Source organism: Paraburkholderia sp. RL18-085-BIA-A (assembly GCF_046027075.1).
GTDB lineage: Bacteria > Pseudomonadota > Gammaproteobacteria > Burkholderiales > Burkholderiaceae > Paraburkholderia.
The window spans coordinates 147,505-167,491 of sequence record NZ_JARESU010000010.1; the positions used below are offsets into that span (position 1 = coordinate 147,505).

General features: G+C 60.9%; 15 protein-coding genes. 8 read left to right on the forward strand and 7 right to left on the reverse strand.

The window, feature by feature from the left end:
- Window positions 1-780, reverse strand: a complete 780-nt coding sequence (locus P0D89_RS10060; RefSeq protein WP_408376485.1) for a Crp/Fnr family transcriptional regulator — start codon at window positions 778-780, stop codon at window positions 1-3.
- A 246-nt stretch (window positions 781-1,026) separates the two neighbouring features.
- On the opposite strand from P0D89_RS10060, the gene P0D89_RS10065 reads away from it, so the two are divergent.
- From P0D89_RS10065 to P0D89_RS10080, 4 genes are all read left to right on the forward strand, one after another.
- Window positions 1,027-2,289, forward strand: a complete 1,263-nt coding sequence (locus P0D89_RS10065) for a FecR family protein (RefSeq protein WP_408376486.1) — start codon at window positions 1,027-1,029, stop codon at window positions 2,287-2,289.
- Window positions 2,290-2,369: 80 nt separating this feature from the next.
- Window positions 2,370-4,142, forward strand: a complete 1,773-nt coding sequence (locus P0D89_RS10070) for a CHASE2 domain-containing protein (protein WP_408376506.1) — start codon at window positions 2,370-2,372, stop codon at window positions 4,140-4,142.
- Complete coding sequence (locus P0D89_RS10075) at window positions 4,129-5,442, forward strand: tetratricopeptide repeat protein (protein WP_408376487.1); 1,314 nt, start codon at window positions 4,129-4,131, stop codon at window positions 5,440-5,442. The genes P0D89_RS10070 and P0D89_RS10075 overlap by 14 nt, the downstream gene beginning before the upstream one ends.
- Before the next feature lie 59 nt (window positions 5,443-5,501).
- Window positions 5,502-5,735 carry a hypothetical protein gene (locus tag P0D89_RS10080; RefSeq protein WP_408376488.1) on the forward strand — a complete coding sequence of 78 codons (234 nt, stop codon included), beginning with the start codon at window positions 5,502-5,504 and terminating at the stop codon, window positions 5,733-5,735.
- A gap of 55 nt (window positions 5,736-5,790) precedes the next feature.
- Here P0D89_RS10080 and P0D89_RS10085 read toward each other — a convergent pair whose 3' ends face one another.
- Genes P0D89_RS10085 through P0D89_RS10110 form a run of 6 tightly spaced genes read right to left on the reverse strand, consistent with a single transcriptional unit; the run spans window position 5,791 to window position 13,837 of the window.
- Window positions 5,791-8,214, reverse strand: coding sequence for a glycosyltransferase family 4 protein (locus P0D89_RS10085; RefSeq protein ID WP_408376489.1), 2,424 nt, complete (start codon window positions 8,212-8,214; stop codon window positions 5,791-5,793).
- Between the two features lie 11 nt (window positions 8,215-8,225).
- A complete protein-coding gene (locus tag P0D89_RS10090) occupies window positions 8,226-9,257 on the reverse strand; it encodes a glycosyltransferase family 4 protein (protein ID WP_408376490.1) in 1,032 nt (343 codons plus the stop codon).
- Window positions 9,254-10,558 (reverse strand): methyltransferase domain-containing protein, encoded by a 1,305-nt coding sequence (locus P0D89_RS10095; RefSeq protein ID WP_408376491.1) that lies wholly within the window; start codon window positions 10,556-10,558, stop codon window positions 9,254-9,256. The genes P0D89_RS10090 and P0D89_RS10095 overlap by 4 nt, the downstream gene beginning before the upstream one ends.
- Complete coding sequence (locus P0D89_RS10100) at window positions 10,555-11,808, reverse strand: ABC transporter ATP-binding protein (RefSeq protein ID WP_408376492.1); 1,254 nt, start codon at window positions 11,806-11,808, stop codon at window positions 10,555-10,557. Before P0D89_RS10100 ends, P0D89_RS10095 begins: the two co-directional genes overlap by 4 nt.
- Window positions 11,805-12,686 carry an ABC transporter permease gene (locus tag P0D89_RS10105; RefSeq protein ID WP_408376493.1) on the reverse strand — a complete coding sequence of 294 codons (882 nt, stop codon included), beginning with the start codon at window positions 12,684-12,686 and terminating at the stop codon, window positions 11,805-11,807. Before P0D89_RS10105 ends, P0D89_RS10100 begins: the two co-directional genes overlap by 4 nt.
- Window positions 12,632-13,837: a glycosyltransferase family 4 protein gene (locus tag P0D89_RS10110; RefSeq protein ID WP_408376494.1), complete on the reverse strand. Its 1,206-nt coding sequence runs from the start codon at window positions 13,835-13,837 to the stop codon at window positions 12,632-12,634. Before P0D89_RS10110 ends, P0D89_RS10105 begins: the two co-directional genes overlap by 55 nt.
- Window positions 13,838-14,046: 209 nt before the next feature.
- Here P0D89_RS10110 and P0D89_RS10115 point away from each other — a divergent pair, with 209 nt between their 5' ends.
- The 4 genes from P0D89_RS10115 (at window position 14,047) to P0D89_RS10130 (ending at window position 19,460) form a co-directional block, all read left to right on the forward strand.
- Complete coding sequence (locus P0D89_RS10115) at window positions 14,047-15,828, forward strand: type I secretion system permease/ATPase (protein WP_408376495.1); 1,782 nt, start codon at window positions 14,047-14,049, stop codon at window positions 15,826-15,828.
- Between the two features lie 59 nt (window positions 15,829-15,887).
- Window positions 15,888-17,207: an HlyD family type I secretion periplasmic adaptor subunit gene (locus P0D89_RS10120; RefSeq protein ID WP_408376496.1), complete on the forward strand. Its 1,320-nt coding sequence runs from the start codon at window positions 15,888-15,890 to the stop codon at window positions 17,205-17,207.
- A gap of 1 nt (window position 17,208) precedes the next feature.
- A complete protein-coding gene (locus P0D89_RS10125) occupies window positions 17,209-18,678 on the forward strand; it encodes a TolC family outer membrane protein (protein WP_408376497.1) in 1,470 nt (489 codons plus the stop codon).
- Between the two features lie 395 nt (window positions 18,679-19,073).
- A complete protein-coding gene (locus tag P0D89_RS10130) occupies window positions 19,074-19,460 on the forward strand; it encodes a hypothetical protein (protein ID WP_408376498.1) in 387 nt (128 codons plus the stop codon).
- Window positions 19,461-19,987: the final 527 nt, after the last annotated feature.

The window sequence follows — 19,987 nt, forward strand, 5'->3', positions numbered from 1 at the left end:
TCATGATATGGGCTGCTGTTGGGCGTCCGTGCCTTCGCCCATCGCTTTCGCACGCAGTTGCAGCTCCGCCTCTCCCCTTGCAAGCTTGGCGAGCATGGCGGCATTGCGCACGATCAGGCGTCGATAGTCACGTTCGACCACCTGTCCGTCGATAAGCGAGCGGATGGCTCGCGATACCGTTTCGCGGCTCACATTCGCCATGATCGCTATCGCCTGCTGGTTTGGCAGATTCTCGATCGTCAGCAGGTCTCCAGCGCTTTTTCGCATCGACGCTTCCAGCACCGAATACACCCTTGAATACGCGCGGGTGAGACCGAGCATCGACCGGTAGTTCGATGCCTGTCGGATGGTGCGGCACAACCGTTGCAAAAGCGCCTCCACAACAGCCGGGTTGCGGTAAAACAGTTCCTGTGCCTGAGGCTTTGGCAAAAACCCCACGACCGATTCGGTCGTCGCGATGATCGAAGCCGAGCGGGGACCGCCGTCAATAATTGACAGTTCGCCGAAGTAGTCGCCTGGCTCAACAAAATTCAGTCCGACCTCCCGGCCGTCTTCCGAGAGCGCAATGACCTGCAGACGGCCTGACATCAACATCAGCAGGGACGAACCCGCATCGCCCTTATGGACGACGAATTCCCGTTTGCTGAAGCGGCGATAGCGGATATGGCGGCTGGTCTCTTCAATGACATCGTCTGCTACGTTGCGTAGCAGTTTCTGTTGTTTCAGGAGGTCGGTTGCCTTTAACGGGCCATTGTTGATCGTTCCATCTTCTGTCGACATCTCTTGATTGTTTTCCCCGGCTTAGACTCGGACAGACAATAGGCGCACTTTGCATGGATATCTGTGACGACCGTCACATCTTGCAGACAAAATATGGCTGATGATTGCGCCGACCGCACTGCATGGCGGATATCGGGAAAAAAATAGATGCATAAACGCATGATACGGGGGCCGGAAGCGGCCGCACTGCAATTCGTTTTGGGCGCAGCTTTTTTCCTGCAGGGAGCCGCATACGCGGAGCCTGCGATGCTGGGCAATGCAGTTGTCGTGATTGGCCAGGCGTGTGCGCAACACGCGCAGACCAGCTGCGTGTCTCTTGCCAGGGGTGCCGCCATTGCAGAGGGCGATACGGTCGAGACGGGCGCAGATGGGTACGTGTATATCACAACGGTCGATCACGGCTTCATCAGCGTGCGGCCGGATTCGTCGTTAACGTTCGAGCGATACGAATATGACCCTGCGGATGCGCACAAAACAGTGATCAAACTGTCGCTGCATAAGGGCGTGGTGAGGGAGATATCCGGCACGGGCGCTCAGGCGGCCCGCGACCACTACCGGATGAATACGCCGGTTGCTGCGCTTGGTGTGCGAGGCACCGATTTTACGGTGTTTACCGACGCCAACGTGACACGCGCCGACGTGCGTAGCGGAGGCATTGTGATGACGCCACTCGGTGCCAGCTGCGCAGAAACGGGTACTGGCCCGTGCGAGGGAGCGTCTGCGGCACAACTGTTCGCCGGGCAGCCCAACGCCATGCTGCAGGTGTACCGCGGCAGCGCTCGCCCCGTCGTGGTTGATTCGGCACTCCCGGGGCTGATGCCGGAGGGGGCGGCCACCGCACTGAAGAGTGAGGAAAACAGCGCGCGCGCGGCAACCACGCAGCCGCCGGTCAATCCCGGTGTTGCGCCGGCAGAGCTGAACTTTCAGCTGACAGCGCCCGTCGCCCCGACGGCACCGGCGCCCGTGCCCGTCGCACCGCCACCCGCCCCTGCTCCTGTCCAACCGCCCGAGTCACAGCAGATCTTCTGGGGGCGCTTTGCGCCGCTTGCCTCCGCACAGGCGGATACGACACTGGCCGCCCTGCTCCAGCAAGGCAGCGATCAGGTGGGTCTGATTGCACCTTTCGCCATGACACGCACCCCGCAGACGGACATGGTGATGCCCGCGTACGGCACGTTTACATTTGGTCTGCAGGCGTCCAGTGCCTATGTGATGAATACCGCAACGGGCGCAGCGACCCAGGCGCAGATCAGCAATCCGTTCCTGTCGATCAATTTCGGCGCCGGTACCTTCCAGACGAACCTTAGTCTCAGTGCGAACGGCACGAGCTATGGGATTTCGGCACACGGTGGCGTGGGCCCTGATGGCACGCTGCGCAGCGACTATGGCTCGCAGGCTGCCATTCTGGGCGCGCTCGCAGGCAGGAATGCAACGCAGGCCGGGTACCTGTTCCTGCAGGCTCTGGACGGGAAGAATACCGCGGTCGGAGCGACGCAGTGGTCTCGATAGCAGGCCTGACCACGCTTGACCGCATCCGCCTCACGATATTCGGACTGGTTTCACTGACAGCGTGTCTGCTGGCGAGCGGCGTGTGGTCGCCCGAGCTTTACCGCCGGCTCGGGTACGCGATTGACGACTGGCGGCAGGTGCAATTGCTTAGCGCCCGACCCGACCAGCGCATCGCGGTCGTCGACATCGACGAGCGCTCGCTGGAGGCGATCGGGCCATGGCCGTGGCCGCGCGCTGTCATCGCGCGGCTTGCACAGAATCTGTTCGTGCAGTATCACGCCAAAGCCGTTGGCCTGGACGTCATGTTTCCTGAAGCGGGATCGCCCCAGGGCGACCACGCGCTGCTCGCTGTCGCGCATCAGTTTCCGCTCGTCTTTGCCCAGGCTTTCGCCCTGTCCGGCGACGCCGATGCGCCTCATGCAGGCCACATCGGTGGCGCGCTCGCTGCAGGTGCCCAAGCGGCGCACGCACCGATAGCTTCGGGCTTTGTGGGCAACTTCTTTGACGCGACCGATGTCTGTGTCGGCCATGTCACGCCACACGCCAGTCTCGACGGCGTAGTACGTTCCATTGCCCCGCTGATCCGGTATGGGAACGCAGTCTACCCGATGCTTGCGTGGCAATTGATGCATTGCCGCGCTGGTGGACAGTCGGCCGTGATGCCGATCGGCAGGTTGCCCGTCGACTCGCATGGATTGATGCACGTCCCGTTCAGACATCCGGTCCAGTCACTCGACGTGGTATCCGCTTACGATGTGCTCGCCCAGACGGCCCCGTCCGCACTACTCGCGAAACGTTATGTGCTGGTCGGCTCGTCGGCGCTCGGACTCACAGACCACGTCGCCTCGCCAATCGACCCGTGGCTGCCTGCGGTCATCGTGCATGCGGAACTGCTGGGCGAAATGCTCGATCTCGGATCAGGCGAAGGCGCTCCGCCGCCGGCAGCATGGCTCCCGATGGCATGGACTGCCTGCTCGATTGTCGCGTTTGCGGTGCTGTTCCGGGTGCAACGCGCGAGCATCGCGCTTGTCGCACTGGTTACGGCAACGTTGTTGTGGCTTGTGCTGCTCGCCTGGACGCGCACCGTGCCTGCGGGCCTGGCAGCGTTGCCGCTGGTTCCCGCCGCGGCATTCCTGCTCGTTCAGGCGCCCGTTGAATGGATCTCTTCTCAGGCGGCAATACGCTCGTTCGAACGTCGCTTCAGCCGTTACCTGCCCCCCACGGTGCTGCGCGAAATTATCCGGCAACGCGGTCTCACCACCTTCAAACCTGAGCGCCGGCAGATCTCGGTGCTGTTTGTCGATATTGAAGGTTACACGCGCCTTGCCGAGCAGATGCCTCCCGAGCAGCTCGCCACGATGACCGATGTCATTCTGACCCGCCTGACTGATTGCGTACATCAGACGCACGGAACGCTGGACAAATACATGGGCGACGCGTTGATGGCATTCTGGGGGGCACCTCTAGCCCAGTCTGACCACGCCGATCGTGCGCTCGATTGCGCAATGGCGATGCTGCGCGAGATGAAGGAGCTTAACCGCAGTGCACCGCCCGTCCTCGACGGCAGGATGATCCGGGTGCGCATCGGGGTCAACAGTGGCATGGCCGTGGTCGGTGAAATAGGCTCGACGTTCCGCAAGTCATATACCGCGATTGGCGATACGGTCAACGTAGCGTCACGACTCCAGGAATACGCCAGGACCCTGGAAACCAGTCTGCTGATCGGACAGGAAACGGCACGACAGACGGGACGTCATCGCCTGCAGGCATGCGCCCAGGCAACACTGCGCGGACGCAATGCTGCTGAGCAGCTCTATACGAAGCACGAAGGCGAGCTCCATGCCATTCACTAGGCAGCGCATCCCTGCGCTGCCACCGGGCCGCGCAGGGCGCGCAATCCTCGCGCTGGGAGTCTGTGCAATCTGCGCCGCAATGGGCCTGTTTGCGCCGCACGCGATAGCACAAACGCCTGGGAACACCTTTGAGCAGACCATCAACGACGATCTGCAGGCCCAGGCGCAGGCCGCGATCAGCGACGGCCATCGGGAGCGCGCACTCGCGTTGCTGAACGAACTCGTGCAGCGTGATCCCCGCCAGGCGGGCGCGTTGCTCGATGCTGCAATACTGTATTGCCAACTGGGGGAACGGACCCTGTCGCTCAGGACACTCGCCCGTATCGAGGCGCAATATGAGGTGCCGCCCGCAATCGGAAAGCTGATCACCTACTACAAGGCGAACACCTGCACGCCGGCGGGACCACGGCCGCAGCTAACGGCAAGCGTCGGAGCCGGCGTGACGTCGAACGCGAACTTCGGGCCATCAGATCCAATCGTGACCTTCGCGCCGGACGCACCATTGAGCTCGCTTAGCCTGGCGCCAGAAAGCCTCCCACACAGTGACCAGTACATCGAATCCGCCGTGCAGGGCGAGTTGCCCATTGCGGCAGTGCCGGGCCTGGAACTGATCGCGGGACTTTCAGACCGCCAGTACCGCAGTCTGCACAATTTCGACCAGCGCGCGGTGACAGTCGGGGTCGCCGACAGAAAGAGTTTACGGCAAGGCGAGTTGTATAACCAGCTCACGACGAACATGCTGTGGCTCGGCACGCGCCTCTATCAGCGTGACATGGGATGGCACGGTGGCTTCTGGCTGCCACCGGCAGCATGGCGGCCGGTGCTCGCGCGCAGCGGAGTGGACCTGACGGTCGTGGACTCCGTCTATCCCGGCAATTCACTTTACGATGCCATGTACTTCGCAGTGCGTGCCGCCTTCCAGGCGCAGGTGGGCGAACGCACATCGATACAACTGTTTGTCGGGCCAGCGTGGGACAGGCCGCATGGCGGCCGCCCGGGTGGGACGCAGCGCGGCTATTCAGCGTGGCTGTCACTTGACTACGATATGGATCGTCATGGCCATCTCGAAGGCATACTGCAACAACGGACATTGAATGACGCGACCGCCTACGATCCGGTATTTTTTGGCAGTCTCACCCAGCACCAGACAGTACACGCAGCGGCGCTGCGCTACACTTATCCGGTGATTCGCGGCTGGTCGCTCTATGCGCAGGTCTCGGCACAGCGAGTTTCCGACTCGATTTCGCTGTTCGCCTATACCGTGTACAACGGCTCGCTCGGTCTGTCCTGGACGTACTGACGCGACAATCGCTGCGGGAATCGCTAGAATAGCGGCAACTTTATCGTCACATCTCCTCCATGAAAAGCTCGATCAGCGTTCTGCAGACACCGGCGGCCACCGCCGAAGACCGGTCTGTTTGCCTGGAATGGCAAGGATTGCTTCACCAGCAGTCGTATGACTCGGTCGACAGCCTGCTGCACGAGGTCACCCACGCGGCCCTGGCGCAGTCCACAGGTCCGACAGCCACGGTAGAAATTGCGGTGGTCGGCCAGCCTGACGGGCTGCTGCCGTTGAGCCACTATCTGCTGTAAAGAGCAACACTTCAGACCGGTCGGGTAACGGTCCCGACCCGTCTGCTCTGCGTGCCTATTCGAGAATCTGCGCGAGCGTCTGCGAATAGGCTGCGGCAATGGCGGCCCAGTCTCCCTGCGCTTCGACGCGACGGCGGGCGTTATGCACCATGGAATCGCGTTCTGCCTGCGTCAGCTGCAACATCGCATCGATGCCTTCCGCGAAAGCATCTGCATCAGCCGACACATATTCTTCGCCGGCGCAGTAACCAAGGCCGCGTGCACCAAACTCGGTGCTCACCACAGGCAGGCCGACTGCTGCATATTCGAGCAGTTTCAGGTTTGTTCCTGATCCTGAAATCACCGGGTTCAGACCCACGTCACAGATGGCAAGCCAGTTGGCTTTTTCCGCATCGCTTACGACGCCCAGAAGGCCGACGTTCGCCGGCCGCTCCCATGCCTCGACGGCGTGGCAGACCGAACCCAGCAACACGAAATGGACCGAGGGCAACTGTGCGGCCGCTTCGATGACGAGGCGAGCGGCATCGATATTCGGACCGTGAGCGCTACCCATGAAGAGCGCGAGGGGGTGCGCCACGCGAAGCGCCGAGCGGCGACTCTGTGTCTGCGCGGCAGTACGCAAACGCGTTGCGGTGACATCGATCCCATTCGGCACGACAATCAGCTTCGCGCCATCGTCTTCTACCCCATAGAGTCCAACTATGCGCTCGCGGTCCTGGGCCGAACATGCGGTCACGAGTGCCGCGTCGAGCACGGCGCGCCGTTCCAGCGCCGACACCTGATCGATCGCCCAGCGATGCGAGCCATAAATATCCGCCTTGAGATCCACTTCGACGTTGTGCGCTTCGTAGACAAAAGCCCGGGACGAGACCTTTCGCAACGCCGGCATGGTGTAGGGATGGGAACACACGATCAGGTCGGCGCGACGTGCCAAGGCATCAATGGCGTCGAGCCATTGGGGCGCTGTGCCCGGATGCAGCGCCGCCGCCAGATCTTCAACGGAAGCACCGAGCGCGTTCTCCAGTTGTTGCTCGGCCTCGGCGAATGCCTGCGATTTCGGCACCAGTTCCTCGCTGAAGTCGGCAGCAAGGCTGCGCACGCCGCGCAGATGCGATGGCGCCAGATTGACGAATTGCACCTGAAACTGTTCGGCAACACGCGAATATAGTCCGTGCAGGCGTAGTTTGCCGCCACTGATCACCGGCGCAATGGGATAGGTATTGAGGACCCCGAGAATGGGCTTGGCACGCCGGATGACAACGCTGGGCGCAGCCTGTGTCGCGGCGCCAGCTCTCTGGTTGCCTGAGGCGGGTTGCCGCCCTGCCGCGAGCAACGTATCGCACAGGCTGTTCCAGTCCAGGTGCGCCACGCGCGTGCGGGCAGCCAGCCCCATTTCCTGTGCCCGAGGCAGATCACCGCAGACACGCTGCATCGCTCCCGCCAGCGCTTCGGCGTCGGGCTCGACGACGAACCCGGAGCGCTCATGCTCGATCAGTTCGAGCGGACCGCCTGAATCCGTTGTGGTAATGACCGGTTTTGCCGAAAGCATCGCTTCGAGGGTGATCAGACCGTAGTCTTCATCACGTGGCACGAACGGCACGCAGACTGCCCGCGCGTACTCCTGCGCCAGCACTGCGTCAGGAACCCGCCCGAGAAAGCGAATACCGCTATGACCGGCCGCCGCCTCGCGCAGCCGTGCTTCATCGGGTCCGCTGCCTGCAATGTGGAGCGGCATGTCTACCCCACTCTGCCTGTAGGCCTTGATGATGAGATCGATCCGCTTGGCCGGATCAAGACGGCTTGCGCTGAACAGGGTCTGCTGTGGCCCGGGTGCGAGACCTTTAAGGCTGGTCGGATGATGATGTACCGCAACCTTCACACCCGCCGGGAAATAGCCATCGCGCGCCGCGACGACCCGGGAGATCGCCGCATAGTGCACGATCCGGTCGGGCCGCATTGCCACTGCGTCAAGCAGACGGATGGCCGCACGCGTCACAGGGCCAGGAAAAGCCCAGCACGGCGTTTGCGGCGAGCGTTGCCAGGCCGCGTCGAGCGCATCGAGCAGATCGTCAAACTCGACGTCTGCTGCACGACAGTTGGCCAGTGCGTCTACGATCCGCACCGGCATGCCAAGTGAGAGCAGGACGTCCTGATCGAAGTGCGTCGCCATGCCGGGCGGGTAGCAGTCGTACAGTCCACGCAGCGTATGCTGAAGATACAGCACATGATTCCGGTGCCGGATCGCCCATGCCGGATACTTGGTGCTGATGACCAGGTCGAAGTGGCTAAGGTCGAGCCGGGAAAAATGACGATAGCTGGCCAGCAGCTCGCCCATGCTTCGCTCGGGACTTGGCACCTTCAGCAGGTCCGCCTGAATCCCCGGGCGCGCGTTCAGCGCATCGAGCAGGCCCCACCACAGGTTCTCTGCACCGCCGATCACAAAGGGGACCGGGCTCGGCGCAACAATGGCAATTCTCATGGAAAACCGGGTCAAAGAGGTTGGGTAAGCGCGTCGACAACGTGACGCCACGAGATATCCGCCGCCCGGTAAGCTTCGCGGCCACGAAGCCCCGCATCGGCGGCCTCACGCGGATGCCCCGCGAGCCAGTCGAGGCGTTTTGCAAGTGCGTCGGCGTCCGGCGTTTCTACCCAGCCTGTGTCGCCATGGCGAACGAACTCCAACGGGCCACCAGAGTCGGTGCACGTGATGACAGGCTTTGACGACAGCATGGCTTCCAGTGTGATGTATCCATAGTCTTCGTCGAAAGCCGGAAACGCGACGGCCAGCGCACGCGCGTAAAAGGCACGCTTTTCGGCTTCGGTAACATGCCCGATCAGCGATACGCGATCGCTGACACCGTGGCGTTCGATAAGCGCGGCGAGCGCATCGCGCTGACCACCTTCGCCGGCAAGCAGGATTTTCAGCGACGAGCGCATGCGCTGTGCCGCCTCGATCAGTAGCGATTGGCGCTTGAGGGTTTCGAGACGGCTCGGAAAGAATACGTAGGGCAACGCGGCTTCGCACCGGAACGACTCAGCCTGCGCCGGCGGATGGTAGAGCGGCGTCGCGGCAATCCTGTTGAAATCGTGCAGCCGCGCGGCGACGCGCCGCGAATTGGCGAACACGCGATTCGCACGAGAGAGTGCAACGTTATCGAACGCGATCACCTGTTCACGCAGCCGGGTCAGCTCAGTTGAGGCTTGCGAGGCGTTGTACAGTTCGTAGACGGCGCGGTGCTGGTGCATCACCCATACCCGGTGATCGGGATGCGCGAGCCCGTAGCCTGGGAACTGCAGACTAATGACCTGATCAATTGTGACGCCGTTAGGGCGTACAAAATCAAGCGATGCCGCGTGTTCCATCGCTCGCACGATGTCTTGTTCTGGCGAGAACCGGAACGGCAGGCGTAGCAGCTCAACATCGTGCCCTGCCTGCTGCAACGCACGGACCACGCCGGCGATGTGATATGAAGCGCCCCCGTGCATGAACGGCACGAGGTTGGCCGTCACTAGAATCTTCACGCCTGAACCTCTGCTGCGGACTGCTTGCGCCCCAGGACTGCAAAGTCCTGCGGACCGCACAGATGCCCATTGACGCGCTCCGTGAGGGGATCATTACCTGGCACCTTCGCTTCTTCCGGGTAAGGGCTGCTGCGGATGATGTCAATCGCTTCAAAGCGGTGATACTTCAGCAGGAACGAGATCGCGCTCGGCGTGACCGGATTGCGGTGCGTGAAGTCGTGATAGAACGTGTGACTACCCACCAGCACGTTTTCCGGATTCGGCGTCTCGAACAGTACTGAGCCGCCCTCCACCAGCACGCGGTAGCTCTCCTGCACGAGGGCGAACAGATAGTCAAACGGCAGGTGCTCGATGATATGAAAGCCGGTGACCGCGGCGACCGACCCGGTGGGCAGGCGGCGCAGGTACGTGAGTGCGTCCGTGCACCGTACATTCAGTCCCTGTGCGAGGCAGGCATCCACCATCACTCGGTTGACATCAATGCCAATCGCGTCGCGACCGTTCTGCCGTGCATACGACAGCCACTCACCCCGGCCACAGCCGATATCCACGATCTGATGCGTCAATCCCTCTGCATGCGGCACACATGTCGCAAGCCAGTCGCTATAAATCGCGAGTTTCGCGAGCACACTGTCGCGACTACCACGATTGGCGTCTTCGAACGCGAGGTAATAGGTGTCGATTGTTTCTGGCGACACCACGGGCGTGGGTACCAGTTCCTCACGTATATCGATCAGACGCCGCGACAGCTGCTCGACCTGCTGGCCATGTCGCAGCACAACCCCGACGGTGTTTTCGAAGCGGCCTCGCCATGCGAGCAGCGAACGCCTGACCACATACCGCGCGTACAGTCCGTCGGCATATCGCCCGACACGCAAGGCGACTGCCCCCAATCCCGCGCGGCGCAGCAGGCGATCTGCCGCCGTCACCGCGACGACGGCCTTTAACCCCGTCACCGGCACAGCAGCGCGACGCCCCTCTGGCGACATGCGCAGGCGCCCCAGCACGACGAGCCGGCTCGCCCCGCGCGCGAGCTGGCTCACATAATTGGCGCGGCCTGTTTCGTCAGCCTCCCGCCCTAGCAGAAGCCGATAGGCGGCGCGGACAAACTCAGGGTTGTCGACGACGAACAGGCGTTCGATGGCGCCCCTATCGGCAAGATCGGCGGCATCCGGCGCTGGTTCAGATTCGTAGATCGGACGATCCATGGTGAGCGTGACGCCCGTGTCATCAGGAGAAGCATGCGCGGCTGCCTCGGCCTTGACACGCGCAATCAGATCTTGAAGTACTGCGTTTGTCATGGTTCTTGTAACGTGGGTTCTGCGAAATCCCGTACGGGGTATTGATCAAAGCGGACCGGCACGTAGCACAGTCCGGAAAAGGGCACGTCGCTGAAACCAGCAATTTCGAAGGCCGCGGCGGCATCCCACCAGTGTTGGCAGTCATGCACGTGGGTATCATCCGAATGCAATGCGACGGTCACCGTATATTTGCCGGGAGCGAAATTCAACGGCAACGAGAAGCGGCAACAAACACTATTGCCCGCCGAGAACTGCGCGTCCTTGCGCAACAGGGCCGTATTGGTGCCGAACACGTCCTGACCGAAACGATCGCGAATCAGGATGCCTACCGAAAGCTGGGCAGTCTGGCTTGACTCGCATTCGAGCTCGATCGTGATCTCTTCACCCGACGCAAAACGCATGGCGGGTCCGAACCGGTTTGACAGCAGCACGTTCCGGATGCGGGTGCGCAACGCCCCGTACGAATCCGGCGTCGACTCATCCGTGTGCGGCGTCTCGTCGTCGATGCCCGCAATCAACCGGTAATAGATCTGCGCGGCCTCATCAGGCAAGCCGTCAAAGGCGATCCTACCGTCCGAGAGCAAAATTGCCCGATCGCAGAGCAGCTTCACCGAATTGATGTCGTGAGACACGTAAAGGATGGACCCGCCACTATCGCGGAACTCCCGGATGCGCTTCAGACATTTCTGCTGGAACCGTGCATCGCCCACTGCCAGCGCCTCGTCCACAATGAAGCAGACAGGGTCCGCGTGAATGGCCACCGCAAACCCGAGCCGCATGATCATTCCGGAAGAATAGGTCCGCAGCGGCGCATCGATGAAGCCGGCGAGTTCCGAAAAAGCGACGATCGCGTCGAATCGTTCCTCGATTTCCGCACTGGTCATGCCGATCAGTCGTGCATTCACCGCGATATTTTCGCGACCCGACAGTCTGCCGTCAAAACCGGTACCCAGCTCCAGCAGGCCCGCGATCCGCCCACGGCGCGCGATCGTTCCCGCATCGGGCATCAGCACACCGCTCACCAGTTTGAGCAGGGTCGATTTGCCTGCACCGTTCTGTCCGAGCACGCCAATCGCCTCCCCCTGTCCGAGCGAAAACGAAACATCCTCGAGTGCAACGTGCACGCGATGCCGCGCCTTTCCGAAGAGGCCTTCAACAAGGCGATCGGCGGTCCGGTTGTAGACTTTAAAACGCTTCGATAGCCGTTGGACCTCCAGCACCGGCAACCCACTCTGCACACGAACTGTCATAGCATATCCCTCAGTTCGGATTGCAGACGGCGCAGCAACAGCCGGCTCGCAAGCAGACTGGCGCACGCGGCCAGAGCGAGCCCGATCAGTTCCTTCACCGGCGGATACTGATGCCACACGATGATGCCATGCACGGCATCGATAGCCCAGAAGATGGGACTCAGGTGCAGCGCCCTCGCGGCCCAGGGCGGCAGGATCGAGGCGAGGTAGACGACTGGTGTCAGCCAGAAAGCAAACTGCAGGAGCACGTTAAGGACATTCTTTATGTCCGGAATGAATACGTCGAGCGTACCCAGAATGATGCCGACTCCGTAGGCAAATGCGCTGAGCAACAGCGCGATGAAGGGAAGTGCCAGCCATTGCACGCCAATCGGGTGACCGATAATCATCAGGAATACTGCGAAAAATGCCATGGTGATGCCGTACACCACCCACTCCGCAATCACGATATGAAGCGGCATGACCCACAAGTCCACGCTGATCTTGCGGATCAGGTGTGCCTTTGAGCCGTAGACAGGCGTAAGCCGGTTCAGCAGGTTGGCGAAGAGATTCCACGTGAGAAGACCGCCAATCAGATAGACCGTATACAGATAGGGATCCGCATCCGCGCCAATTCGAGTGCGCATGAAGCGGGAAAACACGGTGCTGAACAGCACCACAAACGTCAAAGGCTGGATCAGCAGCCACGCGGCGCCGAGCGCATTCTCGCGGTGCCGGTCTATGAGATCCTGGCGCGAGAGGAGCAGCACATGCGCGAGGCTGGTTCTTAATGTATGCATGAACAGATTGGAAGTGGACCCGACACCTGCGCTGTCTGAAGTTCTCAGGCGATGATCTGACGATAAATGGCCAAGGTTTCGTCGGCGGTACGTTGCCAACTGAAGCAGCGCGCACGGGCGCTTCCGGCTGCGATTAGCCGTTCGCGCAGCCCGCCATCGTCGATCAATGCCTGCATGGCCTCGGTAAACCCCTCGACATCGGCTGCGTCGCGCATGATAGCAGCCTCGCCCGCCACTTCCCGCAGAGCCTGAGCCGTCGAGCACAGCACCGGGACGCCGGACGCCATGGCCTCAACGACTGGCAATCCGAACCCCTCATACACTGACGGATACACCATCGCGAGTGCGCCCGCGATCAGGAGCGGAAGCTCATCGTCGGATACATAGCCTAGTTTGCGTACGAAGCCCTCGCGCAATCCGTGGTCGAGTGCGGCGTGCAGGGAGTCAGTCAGCCACCCTTCCACGCCAATCAGGGTAAGCGGGAACTTGCAACGCACCTTGGCTGGCAGGCGTGCATGTGCGGCGAGCGCAGTATTCAGATTCTTGCGCGGCTCGAGCGTGCCCACTGCCGCAAAGTACTGCCCGTGCACGAGGCCATGACGCGCCAGCACGTCGCGGGTCGTCTCCGACGAATGCGGCCGGAAGCGCGTCGAAACGCCGTTATGCACCACTCGGATTTTCTCGCGTGCGACCGGAAAACAGGTCTGTAATTCATCCCGCACAAAATCCGATACGACGATAACCCTTTCCGCTCGCTCGAGAGCCCTAGGAAAGTTTGCGCGCAGAAGCGCAAGGCGAGGTGCCGGATGATACTCGGGATAGCGCACCCAGGATACGTCGTGCGCAGTGATAACAGTGGGACCGCGAAACCGGAACGGTATGAAGTTCGGATCGTGGTAGACCTGCGGGGCACGCTGCCGTCGTATGCCTGAATCGAAGCGATGCTGTTCGACATGCGGCATGAAACGGTAGATGCCGGGAACAAATCTGCGCGCAAAGCGCTTGGCGTTCCCGGCGACCACCGTACGCCACGACCTCGCTCCCATCACCTCGGCGGATGGAGAGGTACCGCCCGCCTCACGCGATGCAGACCAATGCGTCCCATAGAAAAACCGCACGTTGTGCCCCCGCTCAACGAATTCGCGGGCGAGATGCGACGCATATTGTCCGATACCGGTCAGTGGCGTGAGTAACGCACGCCCACCCATCGCAATATCGAGCTGGGCGTCAGAGTCATGTTTTTGGAGCATCTACTGCCTGCAATAGGGGATTCTGGAAGCAGCGCAAGTATCCGGCTTGTTTTCCCAAAATGATGTGACGGCCATCACATTTTTCGCGGTCTTGATCGATCAGAATGAGCGCCGTCGCAAGGGGTCGACGCAGTGGTGTCGAATAGCTAACAGATCAGAAAGCAGACCAGTCGAGAGGTGTCGCGATCAGCCAGCGCGACAACATAAAAATGACAAAGAAAGTCCGGGTACCGTCGAACGAGATCATTCAGGCGCTGTTGGGTTACCGTCGCGTGTTCCGCACTATCGGTATCTTCAGCATGCTCATCAACCTGTTGATGCTCGTGCCGTCAATCTACATGCTGCAGGTTTACGACCGTGTCCTGCCCAGCCGAAACGGCGTCACGCTGGCGATGCTGACACTGATCATGCTGGGGATGTATGCGTTCTCAAGCGTGCTCGAGTATGTACGCAGCTTTATTGTGATCCGGGTGGGCGGCAAGCTTGACATGCATCTGAATAGCCGCGTGTATACGGCTGCGTTTGAAACGAACCTTAAACAGCAGGGAGTCAACGCTGGCCAGTCGCTAAACGATCTGACCACGATCCGGCAGTTCGTGACGGGCAACGCATTGTTTGCGTTCTTCGACGCCCCGTGGTTTCCAATCTATCTGGCCGTCATTTTCATCTTCAACGTATGGCTCGGCGTTTTTGCGCTAGCCGGCTCGGTGGTTCTCATTGCGCTCGCCATCGCCAACGAGCGCGTTTCACGCCGTCCGCTGGCCGAAGCAACCGCCCTGTCGATCCGCTCCAGTTCGCTTGCCACTGCGAACCTGCGCAACGCCGAAGTCATCGAAGCAATGGGCATGTTGCCCAACCTGATGTCCCGGTGGTCGGTACTCAACGCCGGATTTCTGGCAAGGCAGGCTGAAGCCAGCGAGAAAGCAGCGATGGTGGGCAATGTGACGAAATTCGTCCGCCTGTCCCTGCAGTCGCTTGTGCTGGGAGTTGGCGCGCTGCTTGCGATCGACGGCAAGGTCTCGCCTGGCATGATGATCGCCGGCTCGATCCTGATGGGCCGGGTGCTGGGCCCACTGGAATTGGTGATCTCCGTCTGGCGCCAGTGGAGTGGCGCGAGAAGCGCGTACGACCGGCTCGTGGAACTGCTCGAAAACAATCCGGCGCGCCGTATTGGCATGAGCCTGCCGCCCCCGGCAGGCCGCCTGACACTCGAGGCAGTGAGCGCGGCGGCGCCGGGCTCACGTCTGCCTGTCGTGCATGGCCTGTCTTTCACGATCGACGCGGGCGACATCGTGGGCGTGATCGGGCCGAGCGCGTCCGGCAAGTCAACGCTTGCGCGGCTCATGGTGGGTGTATGGCCCGCCGCTGTCGGGACGGTGCGGCTTGACGGAGCCGACATCTACCAGTGGGACAAGGACCAGCTTGGACCGCACATCGGCTATCTCCCGCAGGACATTGAACTGTTCGGCGGCTCGATCGCCGAGAACATTGCGCGCTTTGGCCAGATCGAATCAGAGAAAGTCATCGAAGCGGCGAAGCTCGCGGGCGTTCACGAGATGATCCTGCGTTTGCCGCAGGGCTACGACACGCTGGTTGGCGACCGGGGTGCGGGGCTTTCCGGAGGTCAGAAACAGCGTATCGGTCTTGCTCGTGCGCTATATGGCGATCCATCTTTTATCGTCCTCGATGAACCTAACTCAAATCTGGACGAGATAGGCGAGGCAGCACTCAAGCACGCCATTGAGCGTCTGCACAACGCCGGTAAGACAGTTGTACTGATTACCCATCGCACGAGCATCATTGCGGCAACCACCAAGCTGCTGCTTCTGGTAGAAGGCCAGCTCAGGATGTACGGCCCGACCCCGCACGTGCTCGCGGCGTTGCAGAACGCCCCGGCACAATCAGCCGCCGCAGAACCGGCCGCTGCGAGAACGGCTCAGCCCGACAACCATCAACCGTCCGCCGCCGAAACGGCGAACGAAACAGTCTGACCCGCAGGGTTTCCATGTTCAATTTCTCAAGCAAGAAAGCGGCGGTGCCTGCTGTCGAGGTGCTCGGCACCGCATTGCCGCCCGTTGTCGATGTCGATGAATCCCGATACGTCAAACTCGGTTGGACCGTCGTTCTGGTGGGCGTTGTAGGTTCGCTCCTGTGGGCCTCATTAGCGCCCCTTAGCAAAGGTACGGCAGTTCAGGGAACAGTTGTCGTTGCAGGTAACCGCAAGACAATCCAGCATCCGACCGGCGGCATCATTCGCGACATTCTCGTGCAGGATGGCGACGAAGTGAAGGCCGGGCAGGTGCTCGTCAGGATGAACGACGTCCAGACGAGGTCCCAGGCCGCCACCATCTGGGCGCAATATCTGACGGAGCTGGCAACGAAAGCGCGCCTCGTCGCCGAGGCGACGAATATGAAGGACATCGCATTTCCGCCCGAGCTGATGGACCGGGTGGCGGCCCATAACGAGGAAGCTGAAGACGACGTGAGGCTACAGCAGCAACTGCTGATTTCACGCCGACTGGCACTCAAGGCGTCAATCGGCGCGCTGCTCGAGAACATTGCCGGCTATCGTGCACAGCTGGCTGGTCAGAGCGACTCACAGGTACAGCAACTGGCCGAGCGCAGAACGCTACAGGATCAACTGGCCGGCGTACGGCGGCTCGCGGGCGAAGGCTACGTGCCACGCAGCAAACTGCAGGATCTTGAACGCCAGGAAGCCGCGCTCAACAGCGACATTTCCCGGCAGACCGGTAGCACCGGACAGCTGGCGAGCCAGATGGCCGAAGCACGCCTGCACATCACGCAGTTGCAGGAAGACTATATGAAAGACGTACGCACGCAGCTCAGTGAGGTGCAGCGCGATACAGAGGCGCTGAAAAGTCGTCTCGCAGAAAGCGAGTTCGAACTTGCCAACACCGAGGTCCGCTCTCCCGTCGACGGAACAGTTGTGGGCGTGAACGTCTTCACCAATGGAGGCACGGTCGCAGCGGGCGCAAAGCTCATGGAGGTGGTGCCAAGTGGCGAGCCGCTGGAAGTCGAAGGCCAGTTGCAGGTCAACCTGATCGACAAGGTTCACAAGGACATGCCGGTCGACATGATGTTTACCGCATTCAACCAGAACAGCACGCCAAAAATACCCGGGATGCTGACCTTCGTCTCCGCCGACCGTCTGGTGGACGATCACACGGGCGCCCCCTACTACCGGGTGCGCGCGAAGGTCACGCCGCAGGGCATGAAACTATTACAGAACCTGAACGTGAAGCCTGGCATGCCAGTCGAAATGTTCGTCAACGCTGGCCAGCGCTCGATGCTGAGTTATCTGCTCAAGCCGATCATCGATCGGTCGCACACCGCATTGTCGGAGGACTGACGTGCAAGGTGTACTTATAGCCCTGCTGGGGAGCAGGTCGTTCTCCGCCGGTTCGCGCCGGGTTACCCGCACCGGCCCACGACTGCACGCCATCGCGCTTGCGATATCGCTCGGCGCCGCGCTCATCGCGCCGCAGGCGGCGCACGCGCTTGGTCTCGCTGAAGTTTATGAGGCAGCGCTAGGCCACGATCCTGTGTTCGCCGCAGCGGCGAAGCAGAAGGAAGCCGATGACGCGAACGTTGCGATCGGCCGCTCCTACCTGCTACCGAACGTGTCGGCGAATTATTCGAAATACCGCGATGTGACCAATACAACGAATCTCGGACAGCCGCCACCATTCGACTTCTCCCATCAGATCTACGGGTCGTATTCCGAGGGTGTTTCGCTGCGGCAATCCCTGATCAACTTCGAAGGCATTGCGCGTTACCGATACGGCAAGGCAACCGCACTGGCTGGCGATGCGACGTTTGATGACCGCAAGCAGGAACTGCTGGTACGTGTGCTGGGCGCCTATACGGACACCGTGTTTGCTCAGGAGCAGCTGTTACTTGCTACTGCCCAGAAAAAGGCATTTGATGAGCAGTTCGCGGGCAACGTAGCCATGTTCAGAAACGGGGAAGGCACGCGCACCGACATCCTCGAGACAAAGTCGAAGGCGGAGCTGGCACAGGCAGATGTGGCCGACGCGCAAGACAATGTCGACAACGCGGCGCATACGCTTGAGGCGCTGACAGGCTTGCCCGCGTCGCTGGACATCGCCGGCCTTGACCGGCTCAGGGATAACTATCAACCGACGCTACCCTCGCCCCTCGGCTTCGACGAATGGCGGGATATTGCCCTTGAGAATAATGCCCAACTGATCGCTGAACGGCACTCTGTTGAGGCAGCGGGGCAGCAGGTAAAAATTGTACGTGCGGGCTTTTATCCGCGCGTGGACCTTGTCGCCAGTATAGGGAAGAGCCAGTCCAGCACACTGGATGCCATCGGCACGCGTTATCTGACCAAAGCGGTCGGAGTGGAAATAACAATACCGCTGTATTCGGGCGGACTTGTGCAGGCGTCGTCGCAACAAGCGCAGGCAAACTACGAACGGGCGCAGTTCGACTTGCAGGACAAGACCGACAAGGTGCTACTTGATTTACGCAAGCAGTACAACGCGTGCGTCAGCAGCATGACACGCATCGATGCGCTCAGGAGCGCGGTGGAGTCCGCAACCCTGCAGATTACGGCGACCCAGAAAAGTGTGCAGGCCGGCATGCGCACGAACCTGGACGTACTGACGGCGACAGAACAGCTCTACCAGGCCAAGCGGGATCTGGCGCGCACGCGCTATCAGTTCCTGCTGGCCGAACTGCAACTCAAACGTGCAGCAGGGATATTGTCGCCGCAGGATCTGTACGGAATTGCGCAGTGGTTTGTTCCCACTGCCCAGCTTGCGAACGCCGCCAATCCGATGCCGCTCATACACTGAATAGTGACAACCGTATCCCCCAGGTCACGCAGGGAGACGGTTTCTGGCAATGCGCCTGCCAGCGCGGCCCGCCTTTCGAGGCTAATGAGGCAGGCGCCCGTTGAGGCGGGCCCCATTGACAACCAGCAGGCGGAACTGATCGGCGACGATGTCGATCTGCTACTCTTGCGCTCATCCCTCATCTGATCGGGTGACATTCTGCGCCCGCCAGTCAGACACAAGCAGACACAAGCGGCCTCCTTGGCTTCTTTGAACCGATGCTTCTCCAATTAACTTTGAAGATTGTGCTTGCCCGCACAATCTTCCGTCGGTATCTGCACTAAATTAGGTGATGTCCTGGCACGGCAACTGAACAGTTCACAAGTCGGCTGCCACGCACTCACCGAACTAGATCTATGACATCCCCGTCAAACAGGAAGGCAAAGGCGGCCCGAAAGCGATACAGTCCCCGACGCTGGATCGTCGACTGGACCATTGAGCCGGCCTCCGAACCGAGCCATGTGAGCCTGTCCCTGTTCGTGGCTGACGAGTCGGACCATAGCGTCTGCTCATCGACAACCCGACACTACCTGATGCAGCAGGAGCGGATAGTGGACCTGATCCGCGAGCTCGCGGGCGCGCTGGAACACTCGCAAGCGAGCCAGGCGCTTGAAGAGCAGGCGCCGACGGCCGGCTCACAGGTGTCCGCGGAGCATGCCTCCAGGCCAGACGCTGCCGAGAAGGACGCACCGGAGCTGTCGAGCCACTTTTTCCTCGGTGCTTATGGTCTCGTCGGCAACTAACATCGCGCGACAGGCAATTTCGTTAAGCCATCGCTTCTCGCGCCAGGCAGGATCCGTTAGCTTCCGGCCTTCCCTCGTTCATTGGTAAGGCGTCACCGCATACCCTGCATCGCCTCGCACGCGCGACGCTGCGCGATGACGCTGACGAGGGGGACGCGTTGTTGGATGTCTTTCTGTCGGCGTATCGATCCTCAGCCGGTTCCTGGCTGCTGCTGCCTTGCACGCGGCGACAGTTTGTTGCCACCGGCGGCCTGAGTAGCGGCAAGGCAGCCCCGCTTCGGCGATGTGCCTGGCTAAAGGATTTGACGCACGAACAGGAATAGTCGCGACCTTTCGAAATGTGATAACGGTCACAATTCGTCCTTGCTGGATACGTTATCGTAGCTTTGCTTGTCAGGATACAAGCGGCCATAGCAGTATCCCTGCCAATTTGATCTCCAGCTTGGATTGGTGGAACCCTGTAGCACCGCCATCAATTTGTTCACATCAGATTGGTGGTGCTCCCTACTTCTCCCCCGTACTTTCCT